The sequence below is a fragment of the Paenibacillus sp. FSL k6-2145 genome, assembly GCF_037976585.1.
Classification (GTDB): domain Bacteria; phylum Bacillota; class Bacilli; order Paenibacillales; family Paenibacillaceae; genus Paenibacillus.
Window position 1 is genome coordinate 2,473,807 of the sequence record NZ_CP150267.1, and the last position, 12,232, is coordinate 2,486,038.

The following is a 12,232-nucleotide window of genomic DNA, read 5'->3' on the forward strand; positions in this document are numbered from 1 at the left end:
ACGTCGGTTAGATGTTTTTCCATAACAAAGGGGGTAGAAGTCATGTATAATCGCAAAAAACCGTTGGAAGAGATTCCACAAGCTGATGCGGCAATCTGGGAATGTACGAGTGATACGTGCAAAGGATGGATGCGGGACAATTTTGCGTTTGATAACGTACCTACTTGTCCGATATGTGCTTCTGAGATGGTCAGCACGACTAGGATGCTACCATTGCTTGAGAATTCGAATAGTAATCTGAAAACGATGCCTAAAGGAAATCGGATTTAACATAGCTTACCCGCCTCTAACGAGGTGTTTTTTTTTAAGATCAAATTGACACCCTGTGCGAAGGTAAGGGTATTAAATATGAAGTTCCCGGCATTCGTTTTAGCGAATGCCTTTTTTTGTATCATTTTTTAACAGAAAATATAATGTAAATGAAGGGAATCACATGAAAAAAATAAAGACCCTTTTCGCTATAAGCCAAAAGGGTCTTTATTATGACTACAATTTTACCGCTATCAGATTTGAGTTTTAAATGAACAGGAATGGCAGCAAAAACAGAGTTGCTACCAGAGCCAGATCAATTCCTGCTCCATAACCGTAACCCCCACCGTATCCTCCATATCCATATCGACCGTAGGCTGAAGATTTAACTTTCTTTGATGCAACAGCTTTTTTCTTGCCGCTGTTTACCAGCTGCTGTTTGGACTTGACTGAACACAACCGTGGTCCCTCGAAACACCCGTTCAAATAAACTTTGCCATCACGACATTGACTAAGTGTACCATACATATGCTTACCGTCTTTCATAACGAGACAAACGGAACGTCCAACGTGCGGAGAAACCGTTTCTTCACATACCCGATTAATTCTGTACATGCAAATCCTCCTCATTAGATGCGGTTGCCGCTTGAATTCAACGGTTTGTATATCATAGTAAAAAGAAGACCAATTGGTATGGACGAGTACCCGGGAAATCGAATAGGGAGGAGCCGTTTTTGAGTTTATTCCATACACTGGGAGGAGTGAGGAGGGGATGTCGCGTGGATTATCATGACATGCTGGCTCGGTTAGGGGAGGGGAGTGCCCATCCCGGAGGATTTTTGGCAACGCTGAAGTTGCTAGAGAGTTTATCTCTGCCTGTGGATAGTCATATCCTTGAGATAGGGTGTGGCACTGGGAGGACTGCGTGTTACCTGGCTAAAAGGGGTTATCAAGTAACGGCCATTGATCTTAATCGCCAGATGCTGGATAAGGCCGTTCGGCGAGCAAGACGAGAACGGGTGGATGTTCGATTTGTTCAGGCTGATGTAGCATCGTTGCCTTTCCCGGAAAATCATTTTGATATGGTATTCGTGGAGTCGGTTACGATCTTCACCCCATGGCGGAGTGCACTAACTGAGTATAGAAGAGTGTTGAAGCCTGCTGGACTTTTGGTGGATCGGGAGATGGTTCTATCAGGCCAGAAGACCGAATTGATGTGTCGCAGGTTAAAGCAATTTTACGGTATACGAACTCTGGTAACGGCCACAGCATGGAGAAAACGCCTCAAGCAGTGTGGTTTCACCAAGGTAGAGGTCAAGGAACATTCGCGATCCATGGGAAAATGGGGCGTTGACCATGATCCGCATCGTGAGATCGATTTGAATTGGTTTGAAGATGAACGTATGCAGCGAATGAGTCAAACCAATGATCGGTTGCTCGCGAAATACGGCAAAAAGTTGGGGTATGCTGTTTTTGAAGCAAGGGCACCGTTGGAGGTCAAAAAAGAAAAATAGGAAAAGACAACTCACACATTAGTGTGGGTTGTCCTTGTTTTGTTTCGACAGAAGGTACTACAGCATATCGTTGTCGATAATCCGCCAGTGGTGTTTGAGCAGGGCTTCCAGTTGGTTCTTATCTTTGGCTCGAAAAGCACTTAAAATTTGCCGGTGCTCTTCATTAACTTCGAGCAGTACCTCAGATAGCTTTGGTTTATTATCACTAACATACGACTGCCGGATGAAACTGTTCTTCAATGTGTTTAACATCTCAATGACTGTGGCGTTACCACATCGCTGAATGTATAGATTATGGAACTGATATTGGTTCTTGTTGTAGGCAGCAAGATCAAGCTGGCTAATATCTTCGTCCATTCGAACAACGAGAGTTTCCATCTCCAAAAGTTCAGATGGTCTGAGATGGTCTGCTGCAAGTGTAGCGGCAAGTGCCTCCAGCACACCGATCGCTTGGGAGAACTCCAGTTTTTTGCCTGCATCAAAAGGAGTGACTATAAATCCCCTGCGTGGGATGTATTGCAGCAGATTGTCTGAAGCCAGCTGGAAAAGGGCCTCCCGAGTAGGCGTGCGACTGATGTCCAGCTTTTTGCATATTTCGGCCTCGTTGATCTTCTGGTTGGGAAGTAACGTCCCGTCCTGAATCTTCTGGGCAATGTAATCGTATACGTGATCTTTCAAGGACCGGTATTTGGGTACCTCCATACCGAATCCTCCTTTCTATGTATAGTGAATAAATAGATGGGTTTAAGGCCGTACTGTACGCGCCGTTCAGGAGTTTCAAGTTTTTATCATCTTAACACCGAGGGGGGAGTTGGGCAAGCAAACTTCATGTTTCAGCCGATGTAAATGCTGCGTTATATATAGCACATTTTATGGAATTAAAGCGTATAAATGTTTAAATAATGATTGTGATAAACCAGAATGTTTGTTAGTATTACTTACATATAAGTCCATATATTGTCTTATGTATATTGTATACAAATTATTGTGCTACTCATTCAAAAAAAGAATAGGGGTATGATGTGTGAAAAAAGTACTGTTGCCAATGATGCTGTTGTTAGTGGTTGTATTCATGTCCGCATGTGGGCAGGAAAAAACGACAGAGACCGGATCAGACGCTACTTCGTCTTCGGGCAGTAGCTCTGCGGAAAAGGAAGTAATTGTACTTGGAACCAGTGCGGACTATGCACCCTATGAATTTCATAAGAAAATCGATGGTAAAGATACCATTGTAGGTTTTGACATCGAGATTGCGAAAGCAATTGCGGCTGATCTGGGAGCCGAGCTGAAGATTGAGGACATGGACTTTGATGGCCTTCTTATGGCCCTCGGTACAGATAAGGTTGATTTTGTAATATCAGGCTTAACCCCTACCGAGGAACGAAAGAAGAACGTTGATTTTACGCATATCTACTATTATGCAGAGCAGGCTGTACTTGTTAGAGAAGGGGAAGATACGGCATTAAAGTCCATAGATGATCTATCAGGCAAGCAGGTTGGCGTACAAAAGAGTTCCATCCAGGAAGGGATTGCTCAGGAAATAGAGGGAGCAAAGCTCACTTCTCTGGCCAAAATACCTGAGCTGATTCTGGAATTGCAGACGGGGCGTGTAGACGCACTCATTCTGGAGAAGCCGGTGGCTGAACAGTATGTGAAGAACCAAGAGGGGCTTGTTGTTGCGAATGTAGAGATTGAACAGGCTGAAGATGAGGGTGGTTCGGCCATCGCGGTGAAGAAAGGTAATCAGAAGCTGCTGGATCAGATCAACACTACATTGGAAAAGCTCAAAACGAACGGAGATATTGAACGGTTCGTCGTTGAAGCGAATGAGATGCTCGGCGAATAAACCGGACGAGTGAGGGATATGCCGTGAATTTAGATTTTTCCTTTCTATTAGAACATTGGCAGGATTATGCACGAAGTGCGTGGGTCACGCTGGAACTTTCCTTCTTCGGTGTATTGTTTGGTACGTTACTTGGTGTGATCATGGCATTAATGCGAATATCCCGAATATGGCCAATTAAATTTGTGGCTTCGGCGTATATTGAACTCATTCGAGGAACACCGATGCTGGTACAGATTCTTATTATTCATTATGGTCTGACGGTTGTAGGTGTGAACTTGCCGGCATTTATGTCGGGGGTGGTAGCTCTGACGATGAATAGCTCGGCTTATATGGCGGAGGTGTTCAGGGCCGGGATTCAAGCGATTGATAAAGGACAGACAGAGGCTTCGCGCTCCCTTGGTATGACACATGGTATGACACTTCGCTATATTATACTGCCGCAGGCTTTTCGTAACATGCTTCCAGCCATCGGTAATGAATTCATTATTATCATTAAAGATTCTTCTCTTGTCTCCATGATCGGCATAGCCGAGATTATATACACGGCCAGAACAATTCAGGGTGTTACGTTCCAGCCGCTTGCTCCGCTGCTTGTTGCCGCCGGCCTCTATTTTATAATCACATTTACACTGGCTAATTTACTCTCTTGGCTGGAACGGAAACTGTCTACTTCTCGCTAACTATTGATAAAGGATTCGATTCGAGAAAGGTTTGGAGTAGGCTGGAGTGGAAATGGCGGGATGTAGTCGTAAATGGCGATGGTATCGCATACATTGTTATTGTATTTTGTATACAATATTTTGGAAAGGTGTTGGGTGTGTATGTCAGATTCCAAAATGTTAATGGATTGGTCGGAGCGTTATGCTGCACCTAATTATCATCCGCTCCCTATTGTTATTGAACAGGCGGAAGGGGTATGGGTGCAAGACCCTGAAGGCCGCCGTTATATGGATATGTTAAGTGCATACTCTGCATTGAATCATGGTCATAGACATCCTGTGATCATACAGGCGCTCAAGGATCAGGCAGATCAGGTTACGCTGACATCACGGGCATTCCACAGCAGCTCCGCTTCTCTTTTTTATCAGAAACTCTCACAATTCACGGGCAAATCCAAGATTCTTGCCATGAATACAGGAGCTGAAGCGGTGGAGACTGCGGTAAAGGCAGTACGTAGATGGGCTTATCGTTGCAAAGGTGTACCGGAGAATCAAGCCGAAATTATCGTATGTTCTGGTAACTTTCATGGAAGAACTCTGACGGTTACTTCCTTTTCCTCTTCAGCGGAGTATAAAAAAGATTTTGGACCGTTCACACCTGGATTCCGGATTATTCCCTATGGAGATATAGAAGCGCTGAAAAAGGCCATTACGCCAAATACGGCTGGTTTTCTTGTAGAGCCTATTCAGGGCGAAGCTGGAATTGTTATCCCGCCTGATGGATATTTGGCTGAAGCCTTTGCTCTGTGTAAGAGCCAGCAGGTGTTGACTGTAGCTGATGAGATCCAGACCGGATTTGGAAGAACGGGTCGCCGTTTTGCCTCCGACTGGGAAGGGGTTGAACCAGATATCTGGATTATGGGTAAAGCGCTGGGGGGAGGGGTCATGCCCATCTCGGCTATTGCTGCTGATGCGGAGATACTTGATTTGTTTGAGCCGGGGTCTCATGGTTCTACGTTTGGGGGTAACCCACTCGCCTGCGCCGTGGCTATAGCAGCTCTGAAAGTTCTTGAAGATGAGAAGCTTGCCGAGCGATCGGAGCGTCTGGGGAACTATTTTATGAAAAGACTTCGAGATATTCGCAGTTCAGCCATACGGGATATTCGGGGTAGAGGGTTATTTATTGGTGTTGAGCTGCATGAATCAGCACGTCCCTATTGTGAGCGATTGATGTCTGCTGGTTTGCTATGTAAAGAAACCCATGAGACGACCATCCGATTTGCTCCACCACTGACGATTAAAGAGTCCGAGATTGACTGGGCACTGGAGAGAATTGAGCAGGTGTTGATCAACAATGAGGGAGCTGACCTAGATGAAAAATGATGATGATGTACATGGTGGAATAAAAGATACTTCTATTGATACAAGTCAAACATCTGTGCGACGTAATATTGCTATCATTAAGGTTCCTTTTGGACTCGGTGGAGCAAGAGGTGGAGCAGAGTTGGGGCCTGATGAATTGATTACAGCTGGACTGAAGCGGGAGATTGCGAGTCTTGGGCTAGTACTTTCCAAAGAAGTGCGGGTAGATTGTCCTTCTGAACCGGCTGCCCCTATTGAGCGAAATCGTGTAAAACATTTAAATGAGGTACGTCAGGTCAGTCAGAAGGTGTGTAGTGAAGTATCAGGCGCAGTAGAGGAGGGGGCTTTTCCACTTGTGCTTGGGGGAGATCATAGTGTAGCGATTGGTACTTTTGCCGGGCTAACAGCGCATTATTCGAATTTGGGTGTGATCTGGTTTGATGCGCATGCAGACTTGAATACGGAAGAACGTAGCTTGTCCGGTAATATGCATGGGATGAGCGTGGCTGCATCCTTGGGGCATACTGCATTCAATCTGTCACACATTGCTGGAGCAGGCGCGTTTATTGATCCGTCCAACTTGGTCTATATTGGTCTGCGTGATTTGGATGAGTATGAGAAAGAGCAGATTAAGGGACTGGGAATCCGAGCATTTACGATGCATGATATTGACCGGATGGGAATACAGCAAGTTATTGAGCAAGCAGTAGCTACTGCGGGAAAAGGGACAGATGGTATTCATGTCAGCTTTGACATGGATTGTCTGGATCCGCGGGAAGCTCCGGGTGTGGGCACCCCAGTACCGGGTGGTTTGAATTATCGAGAGGCACATTATGCATTGGAGATACTTGCTTCCACAAATCAAGTTACGTCGATGGAACTGGTTGAGGTGAATCCGTTGTTTGACCACAATAGACATACGGCAAGGCTTGGTGTGGAACTGATCGCTTCGTTACTTGGTAAGCGCATATTGTAAGCACTGAGAAGTGATGCGGAGTGTGCAAGCTTTGCCTAAGGAATATAATTTCTTATCTATTATAGAAGGAAAGAAAACTGAGATCTTCGAAAACCAGGGCTAGTCACAATCAATTGTTCACTGCAATCGCAGTGGAAGTGGCTTCCCTGGTTATGTTTAATGGATAAGTATATTAGAAGCGTCGTAATGAGGATGCGGAGAGTTATTTCTAAAGTACAGGAGCGTCAGATTACATATTGTGCTGATGATGTGGGTTGATTATCATTTTTGAAAAAAGACTTGCAATTGAAATCTGTACATGATATATTCTAATTCCGGCCAAGAAAACACGGTTTACACGGTGCGGCAAGCAAATGAAATAAGCTTCGAAAGAAACTTAAAAAAAGAGCTTGCAAAGTTGGTTCGGACATGATATTATATAAGAGTTGCTGAAGAGAACGACATTCGGTAACGGAACAAGTTTGATCTTTGAAAACTGAACAACGAGTGAGTAAACATTCTGCTTGCAGAATGAACGCGAAAGTTGGAAACAAGCCTTGGCTTGGATCGGCTGGAGCACAAATGAGATTTTTAATCTCGTCAGATTCAAAATGAGCTTATCGCTCTTTTCAATACTTTATTGGAGAGTTTGATCCTGGCTCAGGACGAACGCTGGCGGCATGCCTAATACATGCAAGTCGAGCGGACTTGATGAGAAGCTTGCTTCTCTGATAGTTAGCGGCGGACGGGTGAGTAACACGTAGGCAACCTGCCCTCAAGTTTGGGACAACTACCGGAAACGGTAGCTAATACCGAATAGTTGTTTTCTTCGCCTGAAGGAGACTGGAAAGACGGAGCAATCTGTCACTTGGGGATGGGCCTGCGGCGCATTAGCTAGTTGGTGGGGTAACGGCTCACCAAGGCGACGATGCGTAGCCGACCTGAGAGGGTGATCGGCCACACTGGGACTGAGACACGGCCCAGACTCCTACGGGAGGCAGCAGTAGGGAATCTTCCGCAATGGGCGAAAGCCTGACGGAGCAATGCCGCGTGAGTGATGAAGGTTTTCGGATCGTAAAGCTCTGTTGCCAGGGAAGAACGCTTGGGAGAGTAACTGCTCTCAAGGTGACGGTACCTGAGAAGAAAGCCCCGGCTAACTACGTGCCAGCAGCCGCGGTAATACGTAGGGGGCAAGCGTTGTCCGGAATTATTGGGCGTAAAGCGCGCGCAGGCGGTCATTTAAGTCTGGTGTTTAATCCCGGGGCTCAACCCCGGATCGCACTGGAAACTGGGTGACTTGAGTGCAGAAGAGGAGAGTGGAATTCCACGTGTAGCGGTGAAATGCGTAGATATGTGGAGGAACACCAGTGGCGAAGGCGACTCTCTGGGCTGTAACTGACGCTGAGGCGCGAAAGCGTGGGGAGCAAACAGGATTAGATACCCTGGTAGTCCACGCCGTAAACGATGAGTGCTAGGTGTTAGGGGTTTCGATACCCTTGGTGCCGAAGTTAACACATTAAGCACTCCGCCTGGGGAGTACGGTCGCAAGACTGAAACTCAAAGGAATTGACGGGGACCCGCACAAGCAGTGGAGTATGTGGTTTAATTCGAAGCAACGCGAAGAACCTTACCAGGTCTTGACATCCCTCTGACCGGTACAGAGATGTACCTTTCCTTCGGGACAGAGGAGACAGGTGGTGCATGGTTGTCGTCAGCTCGTGTCGTGAGATGTTGGGTTAAGTCCCGCAACGAGCGCAACCCTTATATTTAGTTGCCAGCACTTCGGGTGGGCACTCTAGATAGACTGCCGGTGACAAACCGGAGGAAGGTGGGGATGACGTCAAATCATCATGCCCCTTATGACCTGGGCTACACACGTACTACAATGGCCGGTACAACGGGCTGCGAATCGCGAGATGGAGCCAATCCCAACAAAGCCGGTCTCAGTTCGGATTGCAGGCTGCAACTCGCCTGCATGAAGTCGGAATTGCTAGTAATCGCGGATCAGCATGCCGCGGTGAATACGTTCCCGGGTCTTGTACACACCGCCCGTCACACCACGAGAGTTTATAACACCCGAAGTCGGTGGGGTAACCGCAAGGAGCCAGCCGCCGAAGGTGGGATAGATGATTGGGGTGAAGTCGTAACAAGGTAGCCGTATCGGAAGGTGCGGCTGGATCACCTCCTTTCTATGGAGAATCGTTTCCTGCAACGGAAACATTCAAATACAAAATCTAGCCAGGTCGGCTAGTTACTCACTCGTTGCTCAGTTTTGAGAGCTCAAACTCTCAAAACAGCTTGCTTTTGCATGGAGCTTGTTCTTTGAAAACTAGATATCGAAACGAAACAAACGCGAATTAGAACATTCCTTTAAGCTGATCTTGTGTAAACAAGTGAAGTGTTATAAGGTAGATTGCATGAGCGAGTGATCGAAATGGAACGACTTTTGGATTTGCGCAAGCAAACCAAGCGGAGTGACAGCTCGAACACGAGCGATATGGTTAAGCTACTAAGAGCACACGGAGGATGCCTAGGCGCTAGGAGCCGATGAAGGACGTGGCGAACAACGAAACTGCCTCGGGGAGCTGTAAGCAAGCTTTGATCCGGGGGTGTCCGAATGGGGAAACCCAGCTGGGGTAATTTCCAGTTACTCACAACTGAATACATAGGTTGTGTAGAGGCATACCAGGGGAACTGAAACATCTAAGTACCCTGAGGAAGAGAAAACAATAGTGATTCCGTCAGTAGCGGCGAGCGAACGCGGAGAAGCCCAAACCAGAGAGCTTGCTCTTTGGGGTTGTGGGACGTCTCACATGGAGTTACAAAGGAACCGGTTAAGCGAAGAGGTCTGGAAAGGCCCGCCAAAGAAGGTAAAAGCCCTGTAGTTGAAAGTCTGTCTCCGAGACGGATCCCGAGTAGTGCGGGGCACGTGAAACCCCGTATGAATCCGGCAGGACCATCTGCCAAGGCTAAATACTTCCTAGCGACCGATAGTGAAGCAGTACCGTGAGGGAAAGGTGAAAAGCACCCCGGAAGGGGAGTGAAATAGAACCTGAAACCGTGTGCTTACAAAAAGTCAGAGCCCGTTTTAGGGGTGATGGCGTGCCTTTTGTAGAATGAACCGGCGAGTTACGTTCCCGTGCAAGGTTAAGGTGAAGAGCCGGAGCCGCAGCGAAAGCGAGTCTGAATAGGGCGACATAGTACGTGGACGTAGACCCGAAACCGGGTGATCTACCCCTGTCCAGGGTGAAGGTGCGGTAACACGCACTGGAGGCCCGAACCCACGCATGTTGAAAAATGCGGGGATGAGGTGGGGGTAGCGGAGAAATTCCAATCGAACTCGGAGATAGCTGGTTCTCCCCGAAATAGCTTTAGGGCTAGCCTCGGAAAACAGAGTCGTGGAGGTAGAGCACTGATTGGGTGCGGGGCCCGCAAGGGTTACCAAGCTCAGTCAAACTCCGAATGCCATAGACTTACTTCCGGGAGTCAGACAGTGAGTGCTAAGATCCATTGTCAAAAGGGAAACAGCCCAGACCATCAGCTAAGGTCCCCAAGTGTGTGTTAAGTGGGAAAGGATGTGGAGTTGCACAGACAACCAGGATGTTGGCTTAGAAGCAGCCACCATTGAAAGAGTGCGTAATAGCTCACTGGTCGAGTGACTCTGCGCCGAAAATGTAACGGGGCTAAACACACCACCGAAGCTATGGCTTGATGCTTGCATCAGGGGTAGGGGAGCGTTGTATAAGGGTTGAAGGTGTACCGTAAGGAGCGCTGGACATTATACAAGTGAGAATGCCGGTATGAGTAACGAAAAGATCAGTGAGAATCTGATCCGCCGAAAGCCTAAGGGTTCCTGAGGAAGGCTCGTCCGCTCAGGGTAAGTCGGGACCTAAGGCGAGGCCGAAAGGCGTAGTCGAAGGACAACAGGTCGAAATTCCTGTACCACCGTAAGCCGTTATGAGCAATGGGGGGACGCAGTAGGGTAGTGACGCGGACTGATGGATGTCCGTCTAAGCAGTGAGGCTGATGTGTAGGCAAATCCGCACATTGTAAGGCTGAGCTGTGATGGGGAGCGAAAATTGTAGTAGCGAAGGTCATGATCTCACACTGCCAAGAAAAGCCTCTAGCCAGGTGAAGGTGCCCGTACCGCAAACCGACACAGGTAGGCGAGAAGAGTATTCTAAGGCGCGCGGAAGAACTCTCGTTAAGGAACTCGGCAAAATGACCCCGTAACTTCGGGAGAAGGGGTGCCCCGGTAGTGTGAATAGCACGAGGGGGCCGCAGTGAAAAGGCCCAAGCGACTGTTTAGCAAAAACACAGGTCTGTGCGAAGCCGTAAGGCGAAGTATACGGGCTGACGCCTGCCCGGTGCTGGAAGGTTAAGGGGAGTGGTTAGGGAGCAATCCCGAAGCTGTGAACCGAAGCCCCAGTAAACGGCGGCCGTAACTATAACGGTCCTAAGGTAGCGAAATTCCTTGTCAGGTAAATTCTGACCCGCACGAATGGCGTAACGACTTGGGCGCTGTCTCAACGAGAGATCCGGTGAAATTTTAATACCTGTGAAGATGCAGGTTACCCGCGACAAGACGGAAAGACCCCATGGAGCTTTACTGCAGCTTGATATTGAATTTGGGTACGATCTGTACAGGATAGGTGGGAGCCTTTGAAACGTGAGCGCCAGCTTGCGTGGAGGCAACGTTGGGATACCACCCTGATCGTATCTAGGTTCTAACCTGGTACCGTAATCCGGTGCGGGGACAGTGTCAGGTGGGCAGTTTGACTGGGGCGGTCGCCTCCTAAAGAGTAACGGAGGCGCCCAAAGGTTCCCTCAGAATGGTTGGAAATCATTCGAAGAGTGCAAAGGCATAAGGGAGCTTGACTGCGAGACCTACAAGTCGAGCAGGGACGAAAGTCGGGCTTAGTGATCCGGTGGTACCGCATGGAAGGCCATCGCTCAACGGATAAAAGCTACCCTGGGGATAACAGGCTTATCTCCCCCAAGAGTCCACATCGACGGGGAGGTTTGGCACCTCGATGTCGGCTCATCGCATCCTGGGGCTGAAGTAGGTCCCAAGGGTTGGGCTGTTCGCCCATTAAAGCGGTACGCGAGCTGGGTTCAGAACGTCGTGAGACAGTTCGGTCCCTATCTGTCGTGGGCGTAGGAAATTTGAGAGGAGCTGTCCTTAGTACGAGAGGACCGGGATGGACGTACCGCTGGTGTACCAGTTGTTCCGCCAGGAGCACCGCTGGGTAGCTATGTACGGACGGGATAAACGCTGAAAGCATCTAAGCGTGAAGCCCCCTCAAGATGAGATTTCCCAGTATGTAAGACCCCTTGAAGACGACGAGGTAGATAGGCTGGGGGTGGAAGTGCAGCAATGCATGGAGCTGACCAGTACTAATCGGTCGAGGGCTTATCCAATAGCAAGTGATAATTCGCATGTTTCGTTTCGAATCTAGTTTTCAGAGAACGATCTCTGAAATGTAAGCTATGCGTTTGGTGGCGATGGCGGAGGGGTTCCACACGTACCCATCCCGAACACGACCGTTAAGCCCTCTAGCGCCGATGGTACTTGGACCGCAGGGTCCTGGGAGAGTAGGACGCCGCCAAGCGATTTCCCTTTGGGGTATTTTTTTTGCCCCCCTTG

At 48.2% G+C, this 12,232-nt stretch carries 8 protein-coding genes and 3 rRNA genes; 9 read left to right on the plus strand and 2 right to left on the minus strand.

Annotated elements, in window-relative coordinates:
• The first annotated feature begins 42 nt into the window (after positions 1-42).
• Positions 43-270, plus strand: a complete 228-nt coding sequence (locus NZ043_RS10985) for a cold-shock protein (protein WP_017691121.1) — start codon at positions 43-45, stop codon at positions 268-270.
• A 246-nt stretch (positions 271-516) separates the two neighbouring features.
• Here NZ043_RS10985 and NZ043_RS10990 read toward each other — a convergent pair whose 3' ends face one another.
• Entirely contained in the window at positions 517-864 is a 348-nt protein-coding gene (locus tag NZ043_RS10990; RefSeq protein ID WP_249913859.1) for a hypothetical protein, read from the minus strand.
• Positions 865-1,028: 164 nt separating this feature from the next.
• Here NZ043_RS10990 and NZ043_RS10995 point away from each other — a divergent pair, with 164 nt between their 5' ends.
• Entirely contained in the window at positions 1,029-1,763 is a 735-nt protein-coding gene (locus tag NZ043_RS10995; protein ID WP_339311783.1) for a class I SAM-dependent methyltransferase, read from the plus strand.
• A gap of 57 nt (positions 1,764-1,820) precedes the next feature.
• On the opposite strand, the gene NZ043_RS11000 is transcribed toward NZ043_RS10995, so the two are convergent.
• On the minus strand, positions 1,821-2,465 hold the full coding sequence (locus NZ043_RS11000; RefSeq protein WP_036671927.1) for a GntR family transcriptional regulator: 645 nt from the start codon (positions 2,463-2,465) through the stop codon (positions 1,821-1,823).
• Positions 2,466-2,787: 322 nt separating this feature from the next.
• Between NZ043_RS11000 and NZ043_RS11005 the strand changes: the two genes are divergently transcribed.
• The 7 genes from NZ043_RS11005 (at position 2,788) to rrf (ending at position 12,197) form a co-directional block, all read left to right on the plus strand.
• A complete protein-coding gene (locus tag NZ043_RS11005) occupies positions 2,788-3,609 on the plus strand; it encodes a transporter substrate-binding domain-containing protein (RefSeq protein ID WP_091039264.1) in 822 nt (273 codons plus the stop codon).
• Positions 3,610-3,632: 23 nt separating this feature from the next.
• The gene (locus NZ043_RS11010; protein ID WP_091039262.1) at positions 3,633-4,289 is read left to right on the plus strand and encodes an amino acid ABC transporter permease; all 657 of its coding nucleotides are present in this window, start codon (positions 3,633-3,635) and stop codon (positions 4,287-4,289) included.
• Between the two features lie 141 nt (positions 4,290-4,430).
• Entirely contained in the window at positions 4,431-5,651 is a 1,221-nt protein-coding gene (locus tag NZ043_RS11015) for an ornithine--oxo-acid transaminase (protein ID WP_339311787.1), read from the plus strand.
• Positions 5,641-6,606 (plus strand): arginase, encoded by a 966-nt coding sequence (gene rocF, locus NZ043_RS11020; protein WP_339311788.1) that lies wholly within the window; start codon positions 5,641-5,643, stop codon positions 6,604-6,606. The genes NZ043_RS11015 and rocF overlap by 11 nt, the downstream gene beginning before the upstream one ends.
• 616 nt (positions 6,607-7,222) lie before the next feature.
• Positions 7,223-8,774: ribosomal RNA gene (locus NZ043_RS11025) — 16S ribosomal RNA — on the plus strand.
• A gap of 310 nt (positions 8,775-9,084) precedes the next feature.
• Positions 9,085-12,006: ribosomal RNA gene (locus tag NZ043_RS11030) — 23S ribosomal RNA — on the plus strand.
• A 74-nt stretch (positions 12,007-12,080) separates the two neighbouring features.
• Positions 12,081-12,197: ribosomal RNA gene (gene rrf, locus NZ043_RS11035) — 5S ribosomal RNA — on the plus strand.
• Together the 16S, 23S and 5S rRNA genes form the textbook arrangement of a ribosomal RNA operon.
• Positions 12,198-12,232: the final 35 nt, after the last annotated feature.